The following is a 25,412-nucleotide window of genomic DNA, read 5'->3' on the forward strand; positions in this document are numbered from 1 at the left end:
ATCGGGTACACCATTATCTGCTCAAGGCCGTTCCACCGCCCCTCACAGGCAGGACCCGGGTACTCGTCGTGATGAACGTCTTCGCTCCCCAGGCTCCTACGCTCGGTTTCAAGGGTCAGTCGGGATGGCTCGGGCGGCTTGCGCCCGAAGTGGCGGGGAGCCTGATCACCGCAGCCTGCGACATCGCCCTCGTCATGGACCGCGACGGCGTCATCCGCGACGTCTCGCTCGGGACGGAGGATCTGCGGCGCGAGGGGCATCGGGACTGGATCGGCCGCAACTGGACCGATATCGTCTCTCTCGAAAGCCGGCCGAAGGTCCTCAACCTGATCGAGAATGCCGGAAGCGAGACCACCATCCAGTTCCGCGAGCTGAACCACCCGACGGAGGGTGGCGTCGATGTGCCTGTCCGCTATTCGGCGATGCAGGTCGGTGCGGATGGCACGATCGTCGCGCTGGGGCGCGACCTGCGCAACCTCGCCAATCTCCAGCAGCAGCTGGTCGAGGCGCAGCAGGCGATGGAGCGCGAATATGCGCGGCTCCGGATGGCGGAAACCCGCTATCGCATGCTGTTTCACCTCACCTCCGAGCCCGTCGTGATCGTCGAGGCGGCGCAGTACCGCGTGGTCGAGGCCAATCCCGCCGCGCAGCAGCAGCTCGAACTGCCGGTCGAAAAGCTCGCCAACACCTCGATCCTGGCCGGCCTCGCGCCACAGAGCGGCGAAGCCCTGCAGGGGATGCTGCGGGCCGTGCAGGCCACCGGGCGTGCCGACGAGACGGAAATCGCACTCGCCTCGGGGGCAAAGCGCTTCCGGGCCATGGCCTCGTCCTTCCGCCAGGACAACGCGGCCTATCTGTTGATCCGGCTGACGCCGCTCACCGATGCGAGCACGGCCACTGCCGCCGCCGAGAGCCGAATCCTTGGCGTGCTGGAGCAGTTGCCCGACGGGTTCGTCGTGATCAGCCCGGATTTGAAGGTGCTCGAGGCCAACCGGGCCTTCCTCGATCTCGCCCAGCTTTCGAGCAAGCATCAGGCGCTCGGCGAGCCGCTCGACCGCTGGCTCGGCCGGCCCGGGATCGACCTGCAGCTCCTCATGGTGACGCTGACGGAACACGGCGTCGTGCGCAACTTCAACACGATCATGCGCGGCCAGTTCGGGACGGTCGAGGAGGTCGAGCTCTCCGCCGTTCCCGCGCTGAGCGGCAGCAGCCCGTCCTACGGCTTCGTCATCCGCAGCCTCGGCGTTCGCAACGCGATGGCCGGGCAGCGCGGTCGGCTGCTCCCCCGTTCCGTCGAGGATTTGACGGATCTGGTCGGGCGGGTGTCGCTGCGCGAACTCGTGCGCGAGACCACCGACGTCATCGAGAAGCTCTGCATCGAGGCGGCGCTGGAACTGAGCAAGGACAACCGCGCCTCCGCCGCGAACATGCTCGGCCTCAGCCGGCAGAGCTTCTACGCGAAGCTGCGCCGCCACGGCCTGGGCGATCTCGACGATGGCGACGGTGACGGCAGCGATCTGAATTGATCGCTGGACTGTCCAAAAAATCTGACACATATCGAGCTTCGATCTGTCAGTTTTGATTGACGATCTGTGGGGCTGCGCCTAGCCTCCCGTCATGACGCGGTTTCATCCATCCTCCCCGGATTGTCGGCAGGCCAGCGGCCCTCGCCCGGCCGGGCTGCCCCACGGAGCCGAGCGATGACGGCGCCGCTGGGTTGGCTCGGCATCATGCGCCTCGGGCTGGTCCAGACCGCGATCGGCGCGATCGTCGTGCTGACCACATCGACCATCAACCGGGTCATGGTGGTGGAGCTGGCGCTTCCCGCCATTCTTCCGGGCCTGCTCGTCGCGCTGCATTACGCGGTGCAGATCCTGCGGCCGCGCTGGGGCCATGGCTCCGATGTCGGCGGGCGGCTGACCCCCTGGATCACCGGCGGCATGGCGGTGCTGGCGCTCGGCGGCTTCGGCGCCGCGGCGGCGACGGCTTTGATGGAGACCGCCTTCTGGCTCGGCGTCCTGCTCGCGGCGGCGTCTTTCGCGGCGATCGGCATGGGCGTCGGCGCGAGCGGAACCTGCCTGCTGATCCTGCTCTCGCGCCGGGTCGCCGATGCGAGGCGCCCGGCGGCGGCGACCGTCGTCTGGGTGATGATGATCGCGGGCTTCATCGTGACCGCGGGGCTCGTCGGCCATGTGCTCGACCCGTTCTCGACGGGGCGCCTGGTGGCCGTGTCCGGCGTCGTCAGCGCGCTGGCGCTGGCGATCACGGTGCTGGCGGTCCGCGGCGTCGAGGGCGAGGGCGCCGCCGCCGTTCCCGACAGGACCGCGCCCGTCGACACGAGCTTCCGCGTGGCGCTGCGCGAGGTCTGGGACGAGCCGCAGGCCCGGCTCTTCGCCATCTTCATCTTCGTCTCGATGATCGCCTACAGCGCGCAGGATCTCATCCTCGAACCCTTCGCGGGCACTGTCTTCGGCTTCACGCCGGGCGAGAGCACAAGGCTCGCCGGGGTCCAGAACGGCGGTGTCCTCGCCGGCATGGTGCTGGTCGCGGTGGTGACGACACTGGGGGGCTCGCGCGCGGGCTCCCTGCGCCTCTGGGCGGTCGGCGGCTGCCTCGCCTCGGCGCTGGCGCTGACCGGCCTCGCGATGTCCGCCTTCGCGGGCACGGATTTCCCGCTGCGCGCGACGGTGTTCGCGCTCGGCCTCGCCAACGGCGCCTATGCGGTCGCGGCGATCGGCTCGATGATGCGCCTGGTCGGCCAGGGCAAGCCAGAGCGGCAGGGCGTCCGCATGGGCCTGTGGGGCGCGGCGCAAGGCGTCGCCTTCGGGCTCGGCGGGCTGTGCGGCGCGGCTGCGACCGACCTCGCGCGGCACCTCGCCGCCACGCCGGCGGCGGCCTATGCCGCCGTCTTCGCCGCCGAGGCGCTGCTCTTCGTGGTGGCGGCGGGGCTCGCGCTGGCCGTGGCACGGCAGGCGACCGAGCGCGACCGCCGCGCGCGGAAAGACACGGACGGACTGCTCCTTCCCAACCCAGGGTGAACGCGATGAACCAGGCCCTGCCGCCTCTGCGTGACGATCCGGAGATGACTTATGACGTCGCCGTCATCGGCGGCGGACCGGCGGGTGCGACCGCGGCCCATGATCTGGCCTGTGCGGGACACAGCGTCGTGCTGATCGACCGGGCCGGGCGGATCAAGCCCTGCGGCGGCGCAATCCCGCCCCGCGCCATCCGCGACTTCGCCATCCCGCCGTCGCAGATCGTCGCGCGCATCGCCTGTGCCCGCATGGTCGCGCCGTCGCAGACCAGCGTCGATATGCCCATCGACGACGGCTATGTCGGCATGGTCGATCGCGAGCCCTTCGACGAGTGGCTGCGCGAGCGCGCCGCCCTCTCCGGCGCCCGGCGCATCACCGGGACCTTCGAACGCTTCGAGCGCGATCCCGACGGGACGGCGCGGCTGCATCTGCGGCCCCGGGAGGGCGAGGCGCCGCTGAGCCTGCGGGCGCGGATGGTGATCGGCGCGGACGGCGCCAATTCCCCCCTGGCCCGCGCCGCGATGCCCGGCAGCAAGCGGCCGCCCTTCGTCTTCGCCTATCACGAGATCGTCCGCGTGCCGCCCCAGGCCGGCACCGGCTATGACGCGAAGCGCTGCGACGTCGTCTATCAGGGGCGGATCTCGCCGGACTTCTACGGCTGGATCTTCCCCCATGGCGAGACGGCGAGCATCGGAACCGGCAGCGCGCACAAGGGCTTCTCGCTGAAAGATGCCGTCGGCGTGCTGCGGCGCGAGGCGGGCCTCGAGGGCGCCGAGACGATCCGGCGCGAGGGCGCGCCGATCCCGATGAAGCCGCTGCGGAAATGGGACAATGGCCGCGACGTGCTGCTGGCCGGGGATGCGGCCGGCGTCGTCGCGCCCGCCTCGGGCGAAGGCATCTACTACGCCATGCTGGGCGGGCGGCTGGCGGGCGAGGCCGTCCAGCTCGCGCTGAAGACCGGCGATGCGCGCGCGTTGTCCACGGCCCGCAAGCGCTTCATGGCCGATCACGGCCGGGTGTTCTGGATTCTCGGCCTGATGCAGCGGATCTGGTACCGCAGCGACCGGCGCCGCGAGCAGTTCGTCAAGCTCTGCCGCAATCCCGACGTCCAGAAGCTGACCTGGGAATCCTACATGAACAAGCAGCTCGTGCGCGGCAAGTTCATGGCCCACGTTCGCGTGTTCTTCAACGATCTCAGCCATTTGCTGGGCATGGCGCGCTGATGGCCGGCTTCCCGCTCGGAAGCGTCGTCGATCTGGCGCTGGCGGTGATCGTGGTCGAGCTGGTGCTGATCGCGCTCGCCCGGCGGCGGGGCGGGAGCCTGGCGCTGCTGCCGACCGTTCTGTCGGGGCTCGGCCTGCTGCTGGCGTTGCGCACCGGCCTCGCCGGAGCCGATCCGCGTCTGACGCTGGCGGCGCTGAGCTTCGGTGGCCTCGCCCATGTGGCCGATCTCGTGCTCAGGCTGCGGCGCGGTTCCGCGGCCGGCTGAGGCTTCGCGCGCGGCTCAGAGCTGTTCGTCCTGGTCGGCGAGATCGCCGAGGCCGTGGCGACGCAGCTTGGCATAGAAGCTCTGGCGGCTGAGGCCGAGCATCTGCGCCGAGGCGGCGCGGTTGTTCCGGCTCAGATCCAGCGCCGACTCGATGCAGAGTCGTTCGATGACGTCGCTCGTCTCGCGCACGATGTCCTTCAGCGGCACATTGCCGACGAGTTGCGCCAACTGCTCGACCGAGCGGGGCAGGGCGGGGCCGCGCTGCTGGGGCGAGGCGGCCTGCGCGCCCTTGCTTCGGATGATCAGCCCGATCGAGCCGGAATCACCGGCCCAGGCCGTGACCGCCGACAACTCGACCGCCTCGACGCCGCCGAAGGCACCGCGCACGATCGTGGGGAAGTTCCGGATGACGCCGTGATCGCTGAGCGTGCCCTGGATCAGCGGCAGATCGATGCCGGGCCGCCCGAGCCAGCGGTCCAGCGGCTCGCCGATCGCCTGGTGGCGCGAGGCCAGCTGCGCCAGTTCGAGAAAGGCCCGGTTGGCATGCAGGACGATGCGCTCGGGGCTCATGATGACGCAGCCGTCGGGTGTCTGCTCGACCATCCCATGGACATGTCGCAGCGAGGCGTCCGCGCCGAGCGCGACCGCATCCGTCTCGGGCGGGCGCAGACGCACCAGCAGATGCATCGCGTTGTCCTGGCGAAAGGCGATGGCGCGGATTGCGGTCTTGCGCGCGGTGCCGGGCCGCGACACCTCGACCTCTCCCGCGACGCCGGAATGGCGCGCCGAGGCGAGCATGGTTTCCAGCGCATCGCCGCTCATCGGGGAGAACAGGGAGGGCAGCGTGATCCGGCCGAGGCGGTCCGGCTGCAGGTCGAGTTCGGCCAGCGCGGCGGGATTGGCCTCGATCAGTCTCAGGCTCGCGGCGTCTGCGATCAGGATCGGCTCGGGGGAGGAGTGGAAGATGATTCGGTAGCGCGTCTCGGACAGCCGCAGCCGGGCATATTCGCGCTCCATTGCCTGCTGGGCTTCCAGGAGCCGGTTCTGGAGGGCGGCGACGCGGAAGAGGTCGCGCCCGATCAGGCAGCGCAGGCCGCTGCCGCCGTCGCTCACGCGGTGGTAGCGAAACGACCGCTGCGTGCCGTCGGGGCCCGGGTGGTTGATCTCGCTGGCTGCCGTTTCGGACGCCGGATCGTCGCCGACCAGACCCGCCGCCTTGGCCCTGCTGTCGGGCGAGACCACATCGGGGAAGCTGCGGCCGACCCAGGCTTCGCCGTCGCCGATCGCCGCGACGATCACGCCGGCGGGATCGAGCAGCAGCGCGACGTCGGCTGCCGATGCGATGATCTCCCGCACGAAGGCCGACAGACCGCCGGGCCAGCCGGCGGCCTGTGGTTGCGCAGTCTGGTCCCGGGGCGGAGCAGAAGACATGGCGACGAAGGCCCGTTCCGTGTTGACGGCCTGCATGTGTGTGAGCTGCATCGGAACCGGACGAGACCGGCACCGTCGTCATCTGCGATGTCCCTGGACCGGAGCGATGCAGGAGACCTGCGAGCCACCCGCCGAGTCGCGAACGGCATCCGGCAAGGTCGGCATGATCCTGACACTCCACCCGGGACGGATATGAGAACCGCAGCCAAGCGGTCCGCGTCGGATGGCTCGATCGTGAGGGATGCCGGCGCGCGCCTTCCACGCGGTGCCGGAGACTGTCATCCGCACGTCTGTTCCGTTTCCAGAACGGTAGCGCACATCGAAACGATGTAAAGTGAAATATACAAATCATCGATCTAAAAGCGTCAATCAAACTTGACATGTCGCTTCCGCGGAGCGAGCCTTGGTTGGCCACGAGCGCAACCGCCACCCGGTTGACGGCGTCGGCAGGAGGCGTCGCCGATGACGTTTCACGCAGAACTGACCCAGCCCGCGTCGCGACGCGGTTCGAATGCGAAGCTCTCTCCCTCCCGCCCGTCAGCGGCTGTGCGATCCGCCCCGGCCCGCGAGCCGCTCTACGACGCGCTCCATGCCTGTCCGACCCGCCGACTGCTGGGATGGCGCATGTCGCCGGCGACCAGCGGAGCGCGCGGCCGCGACGGCGATCCGGCCGAGGCCCTGCCGATGAAGGGGCTGTGACATGGCCGCCCCTTCCCGGGCCGAGGTCCCTGGCGGCGCTGCGACGCGGATCCGCGTCGTCATCGTCACCATGGATACCCATGTCGCCAGCGCGACGGCCCGGGCGCATCTGTCGCTGAAGCGGGATCTGCCGGGCCTGGAACTCAGCGTCCACGCGGCGTCCGAATGGTCTGCCGATCCGCGCACGCTCGCTCGCTGTCTAGAGGCGATTGCCGGCGCCGATATCGTGATCAACACGATGCTGTTCATGGAGGATCATTTCCTCCCGTTGCTGCCGGCGCTGCAGGCGCGGCGGGATTCCTGCGACGCCATGGTCTGCATCATGTCGGCCGGCGAGGTCACCAAAATGACCCGGCTGGGCCGCTTCAAGATGGACGGCCCGTCGAGCGGCCCGATGGCGCTGCTCAAGCGGCTGCGCGGCAACAAGGGCAAGGCGGCCGGTGGCGGCGCCAGCCAGATGAAGATGCTGCGCCGGCTGCCGCAGATCCTGCGCTTCATCCCCGGCACGGCACAGGATGTGCGCGCCTATTTCCTGACGCTGCAATACTGGCTCGCGGGCTCGGAAGAGAACATCGCCAATCTCGTGCGCTTCCTCGTCGATCGCTATGCCGACGGCGAAAGGCGCGTGCTGCGTGGCACGCTGAAGGTCGGCAAACCGGTCGCCTATCCCGAAACCGGCGTCTATCACCCCGCCATGCCCGGCCGCGTCAGCGCCGATGCGCAGTCTTTGCCGATCGGAGCGGGGGCCAAGGGCACGGTCGGGTTGCTCGTCCTGCGCTCCTATGTGCTCGCCGGGAATTCAGCCCATTACGACGGCGTGATCCGGGCGTTCGAGGCGCGCGGTCTCAACGTCCTTCCGGTCTTCGCGACCGGGCTCGATGCGCGCGAGGCGATCGACGCCTTCTTCTTCCGGAACGGCCGCCCGGTCATCGACGCGCTGGTCTCGTTGACCGGCTTCTCGCTCGTCGGCGGTCCGGCCTATAATGATTCACACGCCGCGCAGGAGGTTCTGGCGCGGCTCGACGTGCCCTATCTCGCCGCGCACCCGGCCGAGTTCCAGACGCTCGACCAGTGGGGCCCGTCGGATCGCGGGCTCCTCCCGGTCGAATCGACCATCATGGTCGCGATTCCCGAGCTCGACGGCGCGACCGGGCCGATCATCTTCGGCGGGCGCACGGAAAACGCCGGGCACTGCACCGGCTGCAGCCGCGCCTGCCAGTTCCCGCCCAGCGAAGGCCAGCGCGACATGCATGTCTGCGCCGAGCGCGCCGAGGTGCTGGCGGCACGGACCGAGAAGCTGGTGGCGCTGCGGCGCTCGGCCCGGGCCGAACGCAAGGTCGGCATCGTGCTGTTCAATTTCCCGCCCAATGCCGGCAACACCGGCACGGCGGCCTATCTCTCGGTGTTCGAATCGCTGCACCGGACGCTGCTGGCGATGCGGGCCGAGGGCTACAGCGTCGCGGTTCCCGACAGCGTCGATGCGCTGCGCCAGGCGATCATCGAGGGCAATGCCTCGCGCTATGGCGCGATGGCGAATGTGCATGTCCGGATCGGCGCGGGCGAGCATATCCGGCGCGAGCGCTGGCTCTCCGAGATCGAGGCGCAGTGGGGCCCGGCTCCCGGCCGCCAGCAGAGCGACGGCTCCTCGATCTTCGTGCTCGGCGAGCGCTTCGGGAATGTCTTCGTCGGCATCCAGCCGAGCTTCGGCTATGAGGGCGACCCGATGCGCCTGCTCTTTGAGAAGGGCTTTGCGCCGACGCATGCCTTCTCGGCCTTCTATCGCTGGATGCGCGAGGATTTCGGCGCCCATGCCGTGCTGCATTTCGGCACCCATGGCGCGCTCGAATTCATGCCCGGCAAGCAGAGCGGACTTTCGGCCCAGTGCTGGCCGGACCGGCTGATCGGCGATCTGCCCAACATCTATCTCTACGCCTCGAACAACCCCTCCGAGGGCGCGATCGCCAAGCGGCGCGGGGCGGCGACGCTGATCAGCTATCTGACGCCGCCGGTGGCTTCGGCCGGGCTCTATCGCGGGCTGATCGAACTCAAGGGCTCGCTCGACCGCTGGCGCGGCCTGGCGCCGGACGAGATGCGCGAACGGGACGAACTCGCTGTGCTGGTCCAGGCCCAGGCGGCCGCGCTCGATCTTGCGCCCGCCGAGCCGGCCTGGAGCCGACAGGAGCTGCAGCCGCGCATCGCCCGGCTGACCGAGACGGTGCTGGAATTGGAATACACGCTGATCCCGCACGGGCTGCATGTCGTCGGCGAGCCGCTGTCGTTGGAAGAGCGCATCGACATGCTGCTGGCGATGGCGGAATCGAGCCATGGCCAGCGGCCCGACCGGGGGCTGATCGGCGATCTCGTCTCGGGCCTGAGCCCCGAGCGGGCGCTGAAGGCGCAGGGTCTCGAGCCGCAGGGCCCGATGCTGGCGATGCTGACCGAATTGGCGGCCGCCGATGCGCTCCTGGCTGAGGATCATGAGATCCAGGGCCTGATGCGCGGGCTGGACGGGCGCTTCATCCGCCCGGCACCCGGAGGCGACCTGCTGCGGACGCCGGCCGTGCTCCCGACCGGGCGCAATCTGCACGGGTTCGACCCGTTCCGCATCCCCAGCGCCTATGCGGTGCAGGATGGTGCGAAGCAGGCCGCGCGGCTGCTCGACCGACATCTGGCGGACGGCAACCCGCTGCCCGAGACCGTCGCGCTGGTGCTATGGGGCACCGACAACCTCAAGACGGAAGGCGCGCCGATCGCCCAGGCACTGGCGCTGATGGGGGCCGCGCCGCGCTTCGACGGCTATGGCCGGCTCGCCGGCGCGCAACTGATCCCGCAGGACCAACTTCAGCGCCCGCGCATCGACGTGGTGATGTCGCTGTCGGGCATCTTCCGCGATCTCCTGCCGCTGCAGATCAGGCTGCTGGCGGAAGCCGCCTTCCTCGCGGCATCAGCCGACGAGCCGCCGGAGCGGAACTTCGTGCGCAAGCACGCGCTGGACTATCAGGCGGAGCATGGCTGCGATCTGGAGACGGCGTCGCTGCGGGTCTTCGGCAATGCCGAGGGCGCCTATGGCTCCAACGTCAATAATCTCGTCGAGAGCGGCCGCTGGCAGGACGAGGACGAACTGGCCGAGACCTATACGCGCCGCAAGGGCTTCGCCTATGGCCGGGGCGGGCGGGCGGTGCAGCAGCCCGACCTCCTGAAGAGCGTGCTCGGCGGCGTCGAACTCGCCTATCAGAATCTCGATTCGGTCGAACTCGGCGTCACCACGGTCGACAACTACTTCGACACGCTGGGCGGCATCAGCCGGGCGGTGCGGCGGGCGCGGGGCGGTGTCTCGACACCGGTCTATATCGGCGACCAGACCCGCGGCGAGGGCACGGTGCGCACGCTCTCCGAGCAGGTCTCGCTGGAGACGCGCACCCGCATGCTAAATCCGAAATGGTACGAGGGCATGCTCAAGCACGGCTATGAGGGCGTGCGGCAGATCGAGACCCATGTCACCAACACGATGGGCTGGTCGGCGACGACGGGCCAGGTCGAGCCCTGGGTCTACCAGAAGCTGACCGAGACCTATCTGCTCGACCCCGCCATGCGCGAGCGGCTCGCGGCGCTCAATCCGACGGCCTCCGCCAAGCTGGCCAACCGGCTGATCGAGGCGCAGCAGCGCCAATATTGGCAGCCCGATGCGGCGACGCTGGCGGCGCTGCAGCAGGCCGGCGACGAGTTGGAGGACCGGCTCGAAGGCATCGGCATGGAGGCGGCGGCATGAGCGAGACCGGCGCCACGTTCAGGCCCGGCACGGGGCCCGTGGCCTATCCCGCGCCATCGGCCGTCCTCGAACTGCTCAAGCCGATCACCTGGTTCCCTCCGATGTGGGCCTTCGCCTGCGGCGTGGTGTCGTCGGGCGTGTCGATCGCTGACAATCCCGTCGTCGCGCTGTTGGGCATTGTTCTCGCAGGCCCGCTGGTCTGCGCGATGAGCCAGGCGATCAACGATTGGTATGATCGCGATGTCGATGCGATCAACGAGCCGCACCGGCCGATCCCCTCGGGCCGGATTCCCGGGCGCTGGGGGCTTTACATCGCGATGATCTGGACCGGGCTGTCGCTGGCGGTGGCATCGCTGCTCGGCTCCTGGGTGCTGATCGCAACCTGCCTCGGCCTGTTCCTGGCCTGGGCCTACAGCGCGCCGCCCTTCCGGCTGAAGCGCAATGGCTGGCTCGGCAACGCCGCTTGCGGCTTTTCCTATGAGGGGCTCGCCTGGGTGACGGGGGCTGCGGTGATGCTCGGCGGCGCGCTCCCGTCCTGGCCGGTGCTGACGCTGGGGCTGCTCTACAGCCTCGGCGCCCACGGCATCATGACGCTCAACGACTTCAAGGCGATGGAGGGCGACCGGCAGATGGGCATCGCCTCGCTGCCGGTCCAGCTCGGGGCGCAGGGCGCGGCGCGCGTCGCCTGCGCGATCATGGCCGCGCCGCAGTTCGTCGTCATCGCGCTGCTGCTGCACTGGCAGCGGCCGATCGAGGCTGTCGTGGTCGGCGCCTTTCTGGCGGGGCAGCTCGTGCTGATGGCCCGCTTCCTGCGCGATCCGGTCGGCAAGGCGCTGTTCTACAGCGGCTTCGGCGTGCCGCTCTTCGTCTTCGGCATGATGGCGAGCGCGGTCGCGGTGCGCAGCCTGCCCGCGGGCTTTTGAGGCGTTGGGCGTGCGCGCGGCATGACGGGGCGCGAGCCGGGCCGGCCTGCCCTGGGATGGATCCAGCTTCTGCTCGGAGGCCTCGCCGTCGTCGCGATCGGTGTCGCCCTGTCGCAGTTGCAGGATGCGCGGCGCGGCGTCACCACCGAGTCGATGACGGCGGAGGGCACGCCGATGACGGTGTTCCGCCCGGTCGACCGCACGGGGACAGCCCCGGTCGTCGTGATCGCGCATGGTTTCGCCGGCTCGCAGCAGTTGATGCAGCCCTTCGCGGTCACGCTCGCGCGTGGCGGCTATGTCGCGGTGACCTTCGATTTCGCCGGCCATGGCGCCAATCCGAGGCCGCTCACGGGCAACATCTCCCGGGAGGACGGTGCGACGCGCCGGCTGGTTGAGGAAACCGCGCGCGTCGTCGACCTTGCCAAAGGGCTGGGTGACGGGCGGCTCGCTCTGCTCGGCCACTCGATGGCGACCGACATTATCGTGCGCGTCGCCCTGAGCCGGGCCGATGTCGCGGCGACGGTGGCGGTTTCGATGTTCTCGCCCGCCGTCACGGCGACGAGCCCGCGCAACCTGCTGGTCATCGCCGGGGAATGGGAGGGGGGCCTGCGGCGCGAGGCGCTGCGCGCGGTCGGGCTGGTCTCCGCGCCGGCCTCGCCCGAGCCGGGCGTCACCTATGGCGATATCGCAGGGGGCACCGCCAGGCGCGCCGCCGTCAGCCCCCGGGCCGAGCATGTCGGCGTGCTCTACAACGAGGCGAACCTGCGCGAGGCGCTGGCCTGGCTCGATGCCAGCTTCGGCCGGCCGACTGCGACGAGCCCCGATCTCGACGGCCGGGGCGTCTGGATCCTGCTGCTGCTCGCCGGCGTTGTTGTGCTGGCCTGGCCGCTCTCGGCGCTGCTGCCACGCGTGGCGGCGCCGCCGGTGGGTGCGGGGCTGGGCTGGCGGCGGATCGCGCTGCCGCTGGTTCTGCCGGCTCTGCTCACGCCTGTCCTGCTGCGCTTCGTGCCGACGAATTTCCTGCCGGTCATCGTCGGCGACTATCTCGCCGTGCATTTCGCCGCCTATGGCGCCCTCACGGCGCTTTGCATCGCCTTCATCCAGCGCGGGCGGACCTCTCCAAGTTCAACCGTGTCGCGGGGCGCGCTGGCCGGCGGAACGCTGGCGCTGATGCTGTTCGGGCTCGTCGCGCTTGCCTGGCCCGTCCACAGTTTCGTGACGGCGTTCGTGCCGGCCGGCCATCGCCTGCCGCTCTTTGCCGCGACGCTGGCCGGCACGCTGATCTATTTCCTCGCCGATGAATGGCTGACGCGCGGGGAGGGGGCGGCGCGTGGAGCGTTCCTCGCCTCGAAGCTCGCCTTTCTGGTCTCGCTCGGACTGGCGGTCGCGCTCGATTTCCAGCGGCTGTTCTTCCTGCTGATCATCGTCCCGGTGATCGTGCTGTTCTTCCTCGTCTACGGGCTGTTCAGCGCCTGGGCGTTCCGGCGCTCCGGCCATCCCTTCATGGCCGGCATCGCCAATGCCTTCGCCTTCGCCTGGGCGATCGCCGCGACCTTCCCGCTGGTGGCGCGATGACGGTGCCGTCCGGGACGGGAAAGCAGTTGACGTTGCCTCGGCGACTTGCTCGGCTGATAGAGACTTCGATCGTTCACGAGGGCGCCCTTCGGGCCCAGGCTTAGGTCAATCGTCCATGCTTTTGAAAATCGGTACGCGCCGCAGCCCCCTCGCCATCGCGCAGACGAACTACATCGCCTCGCTGATCAAGGCGAAGCATCCCGACACGGAGTTCTCGCTCCACCCGATCGCAACGATCGCCGACAAGGACCGCGTTTCCGAATTCCACCAGTTCGGCATCATCGGCGTGTTCTCGACCGAGCATGAGGACCAGCTGACCTCGGGCGAGGTCGACATCGTCGTGCATTCGCTCAAGGATCTGCCGACGACGCTGCGCGAGGGGCTGGTGCTGGCGGCGGTGCCGGAGCGGGTCGATCCGCGCGACGTGCTCTGCGGCTCGACGCTGGCCGATCTGCGCCAGGGCGCGCGCGTCGGCACTGGCTCGCTGCGCCGGCGCTCGCAGATCCTGAGCCTGCGGCCCGATGTCGAGGTGGTGCCGATCCGCGGCAATGTCGGTCCGCGCCTGGCCAAGATCAACGGTGATGACGGGCTGGACGCGGTCATCCTGGCCCAGGCCGGGCTGCAGCGGCTCGGCCTCGAAGGCGCGACCTCGGAGCTGCTCAACCCGATCCTGTTTCCCTATGCGATCGGGCAGGGCGCGCTCGGCGTGCAGGCGCGGGACGACAATCCGACGATCCTCGCCATGCTCAAGGACATCGAGGACCCCAAGGCGCGCGCCGAGGTCGATTGCGAGCGGGCGATGCTGCATGCGCTGGGCGCCGGCTGCAGCCTGCCCGTGGGCGCAAGCGCGACCTGGCAGGGCGACAGGCTCCATCTGCACGCGCAGATCACCTCATTCGACGGCGGCAAGCGCATCACGGCCCATGACGAGCGCCCGGGCCGGGAGGCCGTCGAGCTCGGCCTCGTGACCGCCGAAGCGCTGCGGCTCGCCGGTGGTGTCGATGTGCTCGAAGCGTCCTACCGCAGCGTCGGCGCCCATTTCAAATATGTCGGCGCCTAAGCGGCGCTGTTCCGGGGCGATGCGTCGGGGTTCATCCGCCAGACCGTAAAGTTCAGGAAGGCGGCAAAGCTCACCCAAACGAGATAGGGGACGAGCAGCCAGGCGGCGAGCGAATCGATCGGCGCAAACAGGACGATCAGCGCGGCGATCGAGAGCCAGAGCGCGCAGACATTGACGAAGGCGAGGTCCATCCGGCGCAGGCCGAAGAACATCCCCGACCACATCGCGTTCAGCACGAGTTGCAGGCCGTAGACCGTCAGCGGCAGCCCCGCGCCGGTGAAGCCCGCCTTGCGCCAGACCAGCCAGCCCGATGCCGCGATCATGCAATAGAGCAACGTCCAGGCCGGCGGGAACAGCCAGTTAGGCGGTCGCCACCAGGGCTTGGCCAGCCCTTCATACCAGGCGCCGGGCTTGAAGATCGCGCCCGAACTCGCCGCCACCACACAGGCAACGACGAAGCCCGCGAGACCCAAGCCATCCATCGCATTCATCGGCCGTATCCGGAGCCCGCAGGCAGAGGCGCGAAGGCTAGCACATCGCTCGCCCGCGCGCGCGAATGTGCGGGCGCTGGCTGGGTAGGAGGATGCGCAGCCAGAGTCGCCAACCTGCAAGCGTCTGAAGTTATTCAATGAATCTCACATTGCGTCATAATTTACGCTGCACGAATTGTTCACATCGTGCAACACGCCTCCACGGCGCGGCGGTACGACAGTTGCCGCTTGCATTGGGTTGGCGGCATCTCAATCGCTTTTTTTGGGGGCCGCGTCGGGGACATGCCGGCAGGGCACGCATCACTTCGGCACGTCCTTGCTGGGCCAGTGACGCATCTGGGTGATCTCGCGCTCGTGGTCCTTGATGATCTCGGCGGCGAGCGTCTCGCTGGTCTCGTCATTGGCGTGAGCCAGCACGACCTTGGTCATATCGACCGCCCCCTGATGATGCGGGACCCTTTGCTGGTGCGGCAGTCGACGTCGGCGTTGCCGGCGTAAGGGAGGGCCATGTCGTGCCTCATCTTCATGTCGATGTCGGCGCGCTTGAATTCCTTCGTCGAGGCGACGTCCCAAGGTGCGGGCATCATCGTTTCCTCATGGCCCGCCTTGAATTCATGCTCATCGTGCCTGCGTCCATCTCACCCATCCCCATCTGGCCCATGGGCGCTACGGCGCCAGGAGCGGGGGGCGCGCAGCGCACGACACGCTCAATGGTGCGGGTTGGCGCCGCGCGCGATCATCAGGTGGTGCTGCTGATGATGCATGCCGCGTGTCATGACGCCGATGAAACCCAGCCCCTGCAGCCTGGCGAGGTCGGCGGCCGGAACCTTGATCGCCATGGTCGCCCCACCCTCGACCTGTGCCGCCGCAAACTGCCAGCCACCGGCGTCGTTCATCGTGGCAGCGTGAGCGAGCGCCATGCGGCGAATGGCGTCCCTCACCGGCGGCGCCCCCGTCACGGTGAACATCATCCCGCCGTCGATGGGCTCGGCCTTGACCTCGGATTGAAGCGTGACGGCGCTCATATCCGCCAGATGCTGCCGGAGCGCCTCCATATTGACCTTCGACCAATCGGTCTTCGGATCGGCCTCCAGGATTTCGACGATCTCCTGGATGGCCGCGAAAGCGCCCTGTCCGGGCTGAACCGGCGCGGCGGCTGCGGCGCCATGCTGCTGACCCATCTGCTGGGCCGGGGGCGACGCATGGCCGGCATGGGACTGACCGGCATGAGATTGCGCCAGCGCGGCGGCCGGGGCGAGCGAGGCGACGAGGGCAAGTGCGCGGATCATGATGTCTTCCTTGTTTGAGAGACGCTTCGCATGCCGCAGCGTCCTCGAACATGATCGCGATCATGTTTGCTGCGCTCGCCCCCATTTTCGCCGGTGAAGGCGCGGCTCAAGGCCTGGATCGCCTGAGACGATCTTCTCCCGTTGCCCTTGGTCGAACCGTGCCGTCGCCGATGGCGGCGCCACTCCCTCCGCCTCGGATCCTCTCGCCGAGCGAAACATGATTGTTTTGCCGGTGATTGACGAAACGCAATGCAGGTGCGGCCGCGATGATAAGGACTGGCGGGAGAGTCTTTCCGGCACGTTGCGCCGATCTGGGATCGAAACCGTCCATGTCCAAGCGCATCGCGCTGCCGGCCGTTCTGATCCTCGTCGCGATGGCGATGGCCGGCATTCTCTATGTCCGCACGTTGAGCCCCGTCACCGTCGACGTCGCGCGGGTCGAGCGTGATGTCGAAATCCGGGTCTTCGGACTGGGCAGCGTCGAAGCGCAGGTGCTGTCCCGGATCGGCTTCCAGGTCGGGGGCAGGATCGTGCAGCTCTCGGCCGACCAGGGCGAGATCGTTCCGGCTGGCACGGTGCTGGCGACTCTCGAGGACAGTTCCCAGCGCGCCCGTGTCGCCAAGGCGGAGGTGGCGAAGCTCCAGGCGCAGGCGGCTCTCGCCAAGGCGCAGGCACTGTTGCAGCGGTCGGAGGCTAATCTTCAGCAGCGGGTGCTGGTGAACCAGCGCCGCCAGTCGCTCGTCGATCGCGGCAGCGTCTCGCGCGAGCAGGCCGACGAAGCCCAGACCAACGAGACGCTCGCCCAGGCCGATCTCGCCGTTGCCAAGGCGGAGGTCCGCGTGGCCGAAGCGGCCCGTGATGACGTCGCCGCGGCGCTGACGATCGAACAGGTGCTGCTCGACCAGCACCGGCTCATTGCGCCTTATCGCGCGCGCATTCTGTCCCGCCTGAAGGAGGCCGGCGCTGTCGCCGGTGTCGGGGAGGTCGTCTTCACGATCATCGAACCCCATTCGGTCTGGGTCCGTGCCTTCATCGACGAGGCCGTATCCGGCGGACTCGCGATCGGGCAAAAGGCGCTGGTCCGGCTGCGCTCCGAGATGAACACCGTCGTCGAGGCGCAGATCGTCCGGATCGACCAGGAGAACGACCGCGTCACCGAGGAGCGCCGGGTCTATGTGCGCTGCCTGACCTGTGAGCCGGAACATCAGGGCCGCTATCTCGGCGAGCAGGCCGAGATCGAGATCATCAAGCGGGTCGTCCCGGAGGGTCTGTTCGTTCCCTTACGTGCCGTGAGCGGCTTCGATGGTCGTGCGGGCATGATCTGGACGGTCGAGGACGGCAAGCTCCATCGGCGTCTCGTCGCTCTCGGAGACCGGCTGCTCGACGGTCGCGTGCTGATCGTCGACGGCCTGCCCGCCGATGCACGCGCGGTGGTCTCCGTGCCCGATGATGGCTTCAAGGTCGGGCGCAGGGCGGTGGCCTCCGAAAGCCCCCGATGAACCTCGCCTGGCGCGATGTCCAGCATGGTCTTGGACGGTTCATCCTCACCTGCGTCGGCCTCAGCCTGTTGCTGGGCGTCGTCATGGGCATGGTCGGCATCTATCGCGGGCTGGTTGCCGAGGCGCTCGGCCTGGTCCGCAGTGCCGCGGCCGATGCCTGGGTCGTCGAAGCGGGCAAGCGGGGGCCTTTCGCCGAGAGTTCGCGCCTGCCGCGCGACACGCGCGATGCCATCGCCGTCCATGCCGGCGTGGCGGCGGCCGGCGCGGTCGTCTACCAGACCGTCGAGTTTCCCTATCGCGGCACGAACCTGCGCGTCTTCATCGTCGGCGCCCAGATCGGGCGGCCTGGCAGCGAGGTCGCAATCGAGGAAGGCCGCGCCATCCTGAAGTCGCGCTCCGAAGTGGTGGCCGATCGCAAGACCGGCCTCGCACTCGGCGAACGAATCCGCATCGGCCGCGACGATTTCACCGTCGTCGGCCTGACCGCGAACGCCACCAGTTCGGGAGGCGATCCGGTGCTGATGATGACCCTGCGCGACGCCCAGATCGTCCAGTGGCAGTTCGATCCCTCGGCGGTCAGGCGGGAGATGGCCCGCGACGCGCCGGCCGGTGGTTCGAGCGACCTGGTCAGCGCCATCATCGTGCGCATGCGCCCCGATGCCTCGTCGGACGGCGTCATCGGCTCGATCGCCCGCTGGAAACATCTGACCGCGATGACGGCCGCCCAGCAGGAGGAGATTCTGACGCGCTCGGTGATCGAGCGCGCAAGGCGGCAACTGGGCCTGTTCGCGGTGATCCTGCTGGTCGTCTCGACGGTGGTGATCGGACTGATCGTCTACACGATGACCATGGACAAGAAGAAGGCGATCGCGACGCTCAAGCTCATCGGTGCGCCCGATCGCGTCATCGTCTCGCTGATCCTGCAGCAGGCGCTGGCGATGGGGCTGGTGGGCTTCGCCATCGGCGCGACCCTGATCCGCCTGGCCAAGGACTACTTCCCGCGACGCGTGGTGCTGGAGACCTCCGACACGGCGATCCTGCTCTGCATCATCATCATGGTTTGTCTCATCGCCAGCATCTTTGGGGTGCGCTCGGCGCTGAAGATCGATCCAGCCTCGGCGCTCGGAGGCTGATATGACCACCGCGCCAACACCCGCCGTCGCGCCGAGACCTGTCGTCGAAATCGCCCGCCTCTCGAAGACCTTCGGCACTGGGGCGACGAAGGTGCCAGCACTGATCGACATCGATCTGACGATCGGGACCGGCGAGGTGGTGGGCCTGATCGGCCCCTCCGGGTCCGGCAAGAGCACGCTGCTCAACTGCATCGGCTGCATCACGGAGCCCGATTCCGGCGCAATCCGTCTCGATGGTCGCGCGATCTTCGACGGCAAATGGCTGATCGGCGATCTCAGGCGGCTGAGGCTCGAGACGATCGGGTTCATCTTCCAGTTCCACAACCTGCTGCCGTTCCTCTCGGCCTGGGAGAACGTGGCGATCGTTCGCACCCTGATGGGCGAGAGCCCCGAGCGGGCCAAGGCGCGCGCCATGGAACTGCTCGGCTATCTGCAGGTCGACCACCGCGCCGATGCGCTTCCCTCCAAGCTATCGGGCGGCGAGGCCCAGCGCGTGGCCATCGCACGCGCGCTCGCCAACGAGCCCCGGATCATCCTCGCCGACGAGCCGACTGCGGCGCTCGATTCGGAACGAGCCGCCATCGTCATCGATCTGATGAAGCAGGTCGCGATCGAACGAGACGCTGCGGTCATCGTCGTGACGCATGACGAGAAGATTTTTTCGCGCCTCGACCGCATGGTCCATCTGCGCGACGGCCGGATCGTCGAGGTGGTTTCATCGCGAGCGTGATGACGTCGCTCGCACCGCTCCTCATGAAGGCGATATCGAGTGGTCGCGGTTAAAGGACCACCGCCGTCACTCGACATGATCGGGCTGACCGGTCTGGGCACAGACGCCCCCTTGCCGACATCGGCGGCGGCGCCTCGCCGCCACAGGTCCGCGCCTGGGCGAGCGCGCCGGGCGTGCGACCTGGATCGCGCCGTGTTCCCCTTCCTCGTCGATGAGGCCGAACGGCTGGCCTATCGGCGCGCGCTCGACAAGGGCGTCAGCGTCGGCGCTGCGTCAGTACCGAACGTGTCATGAGTGTTGAAAGCGTCAGGGGCCATCCCTTCTTCGGGGGTCAGTTGTTGGTGAAGCGCGCCTGCAGCGCGTGGCCGTCCGCGAGCGTGGCGGAAATCACGATCCGCGCGCCCGTTCCCAGCGGCTGGGCGAGCCTTCCCACCAGTTTGTTGGGCTCGGCGGCGCTGAGCGGCACCGTCGTGGTCTTGCCGGCGTCCTGAACGATGGCGCGCGCGGCCTTCGTTCCCGCCGATGACAGGGGCTTGTCGACGGCGTCCGTCAGGTAGAGGACGAGCTCGGTTCCCTTCGCGACCATCTCGATATGGTGCCCGGCGATGTCGACGAGCGGGCCGCCATTGGGGCCCTTCGACAGTTCATGGGCCGAAGCGCCAGAGACGAGGCCGAGAAAGGCAAGCGCGGTGATCCGGTTGAGCATGGCTGGTCTCCTTGGACGGTTCAGAAGGCTTCCTGGGGCGATGAGCCGCCCTCGCTCGCCATGCGGCTGGCGACGATGCGGTCCAGCGGCTTGCGGCCGAAGGTCAGGAACAGGACGGGCGTCAGCACCGTGTCGATGATCGTCGCCGAGATCAGCCCGCCGAAGATCGTGACCGCGACCGGGTGCAGGATCTCGCGGCCGGGCTGGTCGGCGCCGTAGAGCAGCGGGATCAGCGCGAGCCCGGCCGAGAGCGCCGTCATCAGCACGGGGGTCAGCCTCTCCAGGCTGCCGCGGATGACGAGGTCTCGGCCGAAGCGCTCGCCCTCGTAGAGGGTCAGGTTGATGTAGTGCGAGACCTTGAGGATGCCGTTGCGCGCCGAGATGCCGGCGAGCGTGATGAAGCCGACCATCGAGGCGACCGAGAGCGGCTGCCCGGCGAGGTGTAGCGCCACGACGCTGCCGATCAGCGCGAGCGGGATGTTGCCCATGATGATCAGCGCCAGCACCGCCGACTGGTAGCGCGTGAACAGCACCACGAAGATCAGCGCCAGCGACACCAGGCTGAGCAGCCCGATCCGCAGCGTCGCCTCCTCCTGCGCCTGGAAGGTGCCCTCCAGGCGCGTGACATAGCCCTGTGGCAGCGGCGTCTGCGCGACGATCCCGCGGATGTCGGCGATGATCGCCGCCATGTCGCGCCGGCCGTCGCCGTTGCCGTAGACCGCGATGCGGCGCTGGCCGTTCTCGCGCTGGATCTGGTTGGGGCCGTCGGTCTCGGAGACCGAGGCGATCAGGCGCAAGGGGATGTGGCCACCGGGCGTCGCGATCAGCAGATCCTCGAGCCCGGTCGTCGAGCGGTCCTGATCCGAAAGCCGCAGCACGACGTCGAAGCGGCGGTTGCCGTCGACGATCTGCGAGACGGTGCGGCCGTTGGAGAGCGTCTCCAGCGCCTGGGTGACGCTGGCCGGCGTCAGCCCGTAGAGCGCCGCTTTGTCGTGGTCGACGTCGATGCGCAGCTGCGGAATGCGGACCTGCCGCTCGATCTGGAGATCGACGAGGCCGGGCACGGATGCGAGCCGCTCGCGCAGCGTTTCGGCGAGGCTGCGGATGGTGTCGAGATCCTCGCCATAGATTTTGAGCGCGATCTGGGCGCGCACGCCCGAGAGCATGTGGTCGAGCCGGTGGCTGATCGGCTGGCCGATATTGACCGAGACCGGCAGCACGCTCAGCGCCGCGCGGATCTCGGCGTGGACCGCTTCCTTGGGCCTGTCCGAGCGATGGAGATCGATGTCGACCTCCGAGGAATGGACGCCTTCCGCGTGCTCGTCGAGCTCGGCGCGGCCGGTGCGGCGGCCGATCGACTTTACCTCCGGAACCTTCAGGACGAGCTGTTCGGCGAGGAGCCCGAGGCGGTGGCTCTCGGCCAGCGAGATGCCCGGGTTGTATTGCAGCGAGACCACCAGCGTGCCCTCGTTGAAGGGCGGCAGGAAGGTTCGCGGCAAGAGCGTCGCGCCGTAGACGGCCAGCGCCACGCCGATGCCGACGAGGGTGACCAGCAGCGCGCGGGTCTCGAAAGCGAAGCGCAGCAGCGCCGCATTACCCCGCTTGAGATGGCGAACCACGAAGGAGTCGCGCTCATGGCCGCTGGGAGCGCGCGACAACAGGTAATAGGCCATCACCGGGGTCAGCGTGACCGCGACGATCAGCGAGGCCAGGATCGAGACGATGTAGGCGATGCCGAGCGGCGCGAAGAGCCGCCCCTCGATGCCCGACAGGGCAAAGAGCGGGATGAAGACCAGGATGATGATCGCGGTGGCGTAGACGATGCCGGAACGGACCTCCTGCGAGGCCGCCGCAATGACCGCCAGCACGGGCCTGGGCGCGGCGCTCTCCCGGTTCTGCTTCAGCCGCCGCAGGATGTTCTCCACATCCACGACGGCATCGTCGACCAGTTCGCCGATCGCGATGGCGAGCCCGCCCAGCGTCATCGTGTTGATGGTCAGTCCGAAGGCCTGGAAGACCAGCACCGTCGTCAGGATCGAGACCGGGATCGCCGTCAGCGAGATCAGGGTCGCGCGGACATTCATCAGGAAGAGCAGCAGGATGACGGCGACGACGCCCGCAGCCTCCAGCAGCACGCGCTCGACATTGGCGATCGAGGTCTCGATGAAACTCGCCTGCCGGAACTGGACGTTCGTCGCGGAGATGCCGGCGGGCAGCGTCTTCTGGATCTCGGCCAGTGCCGTCTCGACCTGGCGCGTCAGCGCCACGGTGTCGGCTTCCGGCTGCTTCTGGATGCCGATGATCACCGCAGGCTTGCCCTGGTAGCCGGCGTCGCCGCGCTTGACCCGGGCCGCGAAGTCGACGCCCGCGACCTGGTGCAGCAGGATCGGCTGGCCCTGTCGCTGCAGCAGGACGGTGTTGCGCAGATCCTCCAGCCGCTGCGTCAGCCCGACATTGCGGATCAGGTATTCGCGCCCCTGCTGGTCGATAAAGCCGCCGCCGGTGTTGGTGCCGAAACGCGTCACCGCCGCCTCGATCTGTTCGGGCGAGACATCCAGTGCTTGCATGGCCGCGATGTCGGGCGTGATCCGGTACTGGCGGACCTCGCCGCCCATCGGGATGACCTGCGAGACACCGGCAATGTTCAGGATCTGCGGCCGGATGATGAAGTCGGCGATCTCGCGGACCTCCATCGGGGAGGCCCGGTCGGCCGTCACCGCGACCAGCATGATCTCGCCCATGATCGAGGAGACCGGGCCCATCTGCGGGTTGACGCCGCGCGGCAGCTGCTCGCGCACCAGCGACAGCCGCTCGGCGACGAGCTGGCGCGACCGGTAGATATCGGTGCCCCAGTCGAACTCGACATAGGTGATCGAGAGCCCGACGCCCGAGACGGAGCGCACGCGCAGCACGCCGGGCATGCCGTTCATCGCCGTTTCCAGCGGATAGGTGACGAGCTGCTCGACCTCCTGCGGGGCGAGCCCCTCGGCCTCCGTCATCAGGGTCACGGTCGGGCGGTTGAGATCGGGGAAGACGTCGACGGGGACGCGCGGCAGCACATAGCTGCCATAGGCCATGAGCACGAGCGCGGCGGCGATGACGAAGAGCCGGTTGCGCAGGCTGGCCGAGACGAGGAGGTTGAACATCGCGCCCTCGTCTCAGCGGATCTGGTTGAGATGTTCGGCGCCGCGGACGACGATGCGTTCGCCCGGCGCGACGCCTGAGCGGACCACCAGCCTTGTCGCGTCGAACGGTTCGGTGCGGACAGGCCTGGGCTCGAAGCGCTCGGGATCGGTATGGCGCCAGACCAGGGCCTCGCCATTGCCGCCGCGCACGACGGCGTCGCGCGGCAGGATGATGCCGCTGACGCTGGCGCCGTTGCGGGCCGTCACCCGCACGGGCTGGCCGATCGCGACCGTGGCGGGCGGGTCCTCGACGGCGAAGTGCACCAGCGTCGCCTGCTGCTGCAGCGCCCGTCCGGTGCCCCGGAAGGACAGGTTGAGCGGCTTGCCGCCGGGCAGCAGGACCGAGGCGCCGTCGAGCTGCGAGAGATCGACATCGCCATAGGACAGGGCCTCGACCCACATCCCCGCGGGATCGACGATCTGGAACAGGACGTCCTGCGAGCCGACGACCTGACCCGCGACGACCCGCACCGCCGAGACCACGCCGTCGAGTGGCGCGCGCAGCAGTTCGGGCTCGATCCGGATCCGTCCGACGATCTCGCGCCGCCGCATCAGGCCGGCGAGTTCGATCTCGAAATCGATGACCTGGCTTTGCGGCGCGATGGCGCGCTCGGCCAGGCCGCGCGAGCGCTTCAGCTTCGCCTCGACCATGGCGATCTGCTGCTCGATCTCGCCGACACGCTCGGCGATGGTGGTGCGGTCGGCCTGCGGCACGGCCTGCTCGACGGTGGCCAGGATATCGCCGCGCCGGACGATCTGGCCCAGACGCGGCAGGCCGCTCTCGGGCGCGACGATCCGGCCACCGGTGATGCTCTGGACCTGGCCCGACCGGTTGGGGTCCGCGATCACGCGGCCGACCAGGGCCAGGGTCTTGCGGGCTTCCTCGGTCTTCGTGACCTGAGTGCGGATCTCCAGCAGCCGCTGCGTCGGCTTCGGCGCGAAGACCGACCCATCCGCGAGACGGCGGGGGGTATCGCCGGCGGGCGGTGCCGCCTTGGCGGCCTCGCCATGATCATGGCCCTCATGGGCGCTCGCCAGGCCCGTCCCCGCGATCAGCCCCAGAAGGACGAGGCCGGTCAGGGACAGGGCCGGGCGCGAGCGGCGGATGGCGGCGCCGAGCAGGAGCCCGACAGCCAGCGCCGCGCCCATGGCCAGGTACAGGACCGGCACTGGCCGGCCCGCGATGACGACGCTCGCCGCCTGAGCGGAGGCCTGGCTCGATCCCGCCTGAGCGCCGGCCGCCGGGGCGGGGGCGGCCGGGCGGTCCAGTGTTCCGATCAGGAGGTCGTCGCCGCCGGGATGGGTGATGGCGAAGACGAGCTCTAGCGGGCCTGCGCCGACGAGCCGGTCCGAGGCCACGACGTAGGTCCCCTCCGGCGTCGGTGTCGCCTCAACATCCGCCCCGGTGCCGATCGTGACGACGATGCCGGCATCGGTGACGGGGGCGTTGCCGGCATAGCGGTCGAGAAACAGCGTCAGCCGGTCGCCGCGCAGGATGCCGACGAGCTCATAGGCGTCGGAATGCAGCGCGATCCGCGGCGAGCCCGCCGTGGGGACGGGAGCGGGCGGGGCGCCATGGTCGTGGCCCTCATGGGCCGCGAGCGGGGCAACGGACAGGAGGGAAGCCAGCGCCAAAGGCGCCATGAGGCAGCGTGCGAGGCTGCGGACGAACGAAAACATGAAACGAACCCATCACGATCGGCATGACCATCCGGCGGCGCGGCTGAAAAGCCGGCCGACGCTCAAGCGATGTCGATGGTTCGTGGAGGTCTCGCGTCGAGGCTTGGCACTTGGACGGGATTCGTCTGCTCCGGCGGCAAGCCGGGTCGGATCCCGTGAGGGGTCCGCAGCGGAAGCGACATGGCGTCGTACTCGATCGCGGCGACGGTGCAGATCGTGCCGCAGCAGCTGCGGCCCTGCGCACCCTCGTCTTGCGGGCAGCCCGGCGTAACCGGCATGCCGGTCGCCACCGGCTCGCAGGGGGCAGCCGCCTCGGCCGCGCGCGGAGAGGCGGCGATCGGCGAGCGCGCATCGTGTGGCCTGGGCTCGGCCGCTGGCGCGACGGCCCTGGGCGCCGCGCCGTGACCGGCATGCGCATTCGCTGGCATGGCCCAGGCAAGCGACAGCAGGGCGACCAGGGCGATCGCCTTCAGCAGCTTGGCCGGGATGTCCAATGCAATCACGTCGAGACGCCGATTCGGGAGGTGCGCGAAGAAATGAAGCTTCCCAAGGGGGAAGGTCAAGAGACCGCCCCGGTGCGCGCTCGGCATGGTTACCGGGGATCCGGGCGGCGCGGCCGCTATTGGCCAGCCGAGGCCGAGACAGGGCGGAGCAGCAGCCGTGCCGAAGACCGGCACGAGGCGCTTCCATCGTGACGGAACCCGGCGTCGGTGACCGG

20 protein-coding genes are annotated in these 25,412 nt (G+C 68.9%); 12 read left to right on the forward strand and 8 right to left on the reverse strand.

Going from position 1 to position 25,412, the window contains the following annotated elements:
- Positions 1-71: 71 nt before the first annotated feature.
- From ppsR (SJY11_RS08240) to SJY11_RS08255, 4 genes are all read left to right on the forward strand, one after another.
- Complete coding sequence (gene ppsR / locus SJY11_RS08240; RefSeq protein ID WP_376986111.1) at positions 72-1,526, forward strand: transcriptional regulator PpsR; 1,455 nt, start codon at positions 72-74, stop codon at positions 1,524-1,526.
- Between the two features lie 174 nt (positions 1,527-1,700).
- Positions 1,701-3,038, forward strand: a complete 1,338-nt coding sequence (locus SJY11_RS08245) for a BCD family MFS transporter (RefSeq protein ID WP_376986113.1) — start codon at positions 1,701-1,703, stop codon at positions 3,036-3,038.
- A gap of 5 nt (positions 3,039-3,043) precedes the next feature.
- Positions 3,044-4,258, forward strand: coding sequence for a geranylgeranyl diphosphate reductase (locus SJY11_RS08250; protein ID WP_376986115.1), 1,215 nt, complete (start codon positions 3,044-3,046; stop codon positions 4,256-4,258).
- Positions 4,258-4,524 (forward strand): hypothetical protein, encoded by a 267-nt coding sequence (locus SJY11_RS08255; RefSeq protein WP_376986116.1) that lies wholly within the window; start codon positions 4,258-4,260, stop codon positions 4,522-4,524. The genes SJY11_RS08250 and SJY11_RS08255 overlap by 1 nt, the downstream gene beginning before the upstream one ends.
- A 15-nt stretch (positions 4,525-4,539) precedes the next feature.
- Here the strand turns inward: SJY11_RS08255 and ppsR (SJY11_RS08260) are convergent, their stop codons facing one another.
- Positions 4,540-5,991: a transcriptional regulator PpsR gene (ppsR, locus tag SJY11_RS08260; protein ID WP_376986117.1), complete on the reverse strand. Its 1,452-nt coding sequence runs from the start codon at positions 5,989-5,991 to the stop codon at positions 4,540-4,542.
- Positions 5,992-6,417: 426 nt separating this feature from the next.
- Here ppsR (SJY11_RS08260) and SJY11_RS08265 point away from each other — a divergent pair, with 426 nt between their 5' ends.
- The 5 genes from SJY11_RS08265 (at position 6,418) to hemC (ending at position 13,981) form a co-directional block, all read left to right on the forward strand.
- Positions 6,418-6,654, forward strand: a complete 237-nt coding sequence (locus SJY11_RS08265; protein WP_376986118.1) for a hypothetical protein — start codon at positions 6,418-6,420, stop codon at positions 6,652-6,654.
- 1 nt (position 6,655) lies between these two features.
- The gene (locus SJY11_RS08270) at positions 6,656-10,423 is read left to right on the forward strand and encodes a magnesium chelatase subunit H (RefSeq protein ID WP_376986119.1); all 3,768 of its coding nucleotides are present in this window, start codon (positions 6,656-6,658) and stop codon (positions 10,421-10,423) included.
- Positions 10,420-11,346: a chlorophyll synthase ChlG gene (gene chlG / locus SJY11_RS08275; protein ID WP_376986120.1), complete on the forward strand. Its 927-nt coding sequence runs from the start codon at positions 10,420-10,422 to the stop codon at positions 11,344-11,346. Before SJY11_RS08270 ends, chlG begins: the two co-directional genes overlap by 4 nt.
- 21 nt (positions 11,347-11,367) lie before the next feature.
- Positions 11,368-12,921, forward strand: a complete 1,554-nt coding sequence (locus SJY11_RS08280) for an alpha/beta hydrolase (RefSeq protein WP_376986122.1) — start codon at positions 11,368-11,370, stop codon at positions 12,919-12,921.
- Positions 12,922-13,036: 115 nt separating this feature from the next.
- A complete protein-coding gene (gene hemC, locus SJY11_RS08285) occupies positions 13,037-13,981 on the forward strand; it encodes a hydroxymethylbilane synthase (protein ID WP_376986124.1) in 945 nt (314 codons plus the stop codon).
- Here the strand turns inward: hemC and SJY11_RS08290 are convergent.
- The 3 genes from SJY11_RS08290 to SJY11_RS08300 form a co-directional block, all read right to left on the reverse strand.
- Positions 13,978-14,472: a TspO/MBR family protein gene (locus SJY11_RS08290; protein ID WP_376986126.1), complete on the reverse strand. Its 495-nt coding sequence runs from the start codon at positions 14,470-14,472 to the stop codon at positions 13,978-13,980. The genes hemC and SJY11_RS08290 overlap by 4 nt on opposite strands.
- A 300-nt stretch (positions 14,473-14,772) precedes the next feature.
- Positions 14,773-15,045 carry a DUF305 domain-containing protein gene (locus tag SJY11_RS08295; protein WP_376986128.1) on the reverse strand — a complete coding sequence of 91 codons (273 nt, stop codon included), beginning with the start codon at positions 15,043-15,045 and terminating at the stop codon, positions 14,773-14,775.
- A 134-nt stretch (positions 15,046-15,179) separates the two neighbouring features.
- Positions 15,180-15,761, reverse strand: a complete 582-nt coding sequence (locus SJY11_RS08300; RefSeq protein WP_376986129.1) for a hypothetical protein — start codon at positions 15,759-15,761, stop codon at positions 15,180-15,182.
- A gap of 329 nt (positions 15,762-16,090) precedes the next feature.
- Here SJY11_RS08300 and SJY11_RS08305 point away from each other — a divergent pair, with 329 nt between their 5' ends.
- Genes SJY11_RS08305 through SJY11_RS08315 form a run of 3 tightly spaced genes read left to right on the forward strand, consistent with a single transcriptional unit; the run spans position 16,091 to position 19,123 of the window.
- Entirely contained in the window at positions 16,091-17,260 is a 1,170-nt protein-coding gene (locus tag SJY11_RS08305; RefSeq protein WP_376986130.1) for an efflux RND transporter periplasmic adaptor subunit, read from the forward strand.
- Positions 17,257-18,393: an ABC transporter permease gene (locus SJY11_RS08310; protein ID WP_376986131.1), complete on the forward strand. Its 1,137-nt coding sequence runs from the start codon at positions 17,257-17,259 to the stop codon at positions 18,391-18,393. Before SJY11_RS08305 ends, SJY11_RS08310 begins: the two co-directional genes overlap by 4 nt.
- A gap of 1 nt (position 18,394) precedes the next feature.
- The gene (locus SJY11_RS08315) at positions 18,395-19,123 is read left to right on the forward strand and encodes an ABC transporter ATP-binding protein (protein ID WP_376986132.1); all 729 of its coding nucleotides are present in this window, start codon (positions 18,395-18,397) and stop codon (positions 19,121-19,123) included.
- A 331-nt stretch (positions 19,124-19,454) separates the two neighbouring features.
- On the opposite strand, the gene SJY11_RS08320 is transcribed toward SJY11_RS08315, so the two are convergent.
- From SJY11_RS08320 to SJY11_RS08335, 4 genes are all read right to left on the reverse strand, one after another.
- A complete protein-coding gene (locus SJY11_RS08320) occupies positions 19,455-19,829 on the reverse strand; it encodes a hypothetical protein (RefSeq protein WP_376986133.1) in 375 nt (124 codons plus the stop codon).
- 20 nt (positions 19,830-19,849) lie between these two features.
- Entirely contained in the window at positions 19,850-22,975 is a 3,126-nt protein-coding gene (locus tag SJY11_RS08325) for an efflux RND transporter permease subunit (RefSeq protein ID WP_376986134.1), read from the reverse strand.
- 12 nt (positions 22,976-22,987) lie between these two features.
- Positions 22,988-24,694 carry an efflux RND transporter periplasmic adaptor subunit gene (locus tag SJY11_RS08330; protein ID WP_376986135.1) on the reverse strand — a complete coding sequence of 569 codons (1,707 nt, stop codon included), beginning with the start codon at positions 24,692-24,694 and terminating at the stop codon, positions 22,988-22,990.
- A gap of 62 nt (positions 24,695-24,756) precedes the next feature.
- Positions 24,757-25,284 carry a hypothetical protein gene (locus SJY11_RS08335; RefSeq protein WP_376986136.1) on the reverse strand — a complete coding sequence of 176 codons (528 nt, stop codon included), beginning with the start codon at positions 25,282-25,284 and terminating at the stop codon, positions 24,757-24,759.
- Positions 25,285-25,412 lie beyond the last annotated feature (128 nt).

The organism is Allobosea sp. R86505 (assembly GCF_042466375.1).
Taxonomy (GTDB): Bacteria; Pseudomonadota; Alphaproteobacteria; order Rhizobiales; family Beijerinckiaceae; genus Allobosea.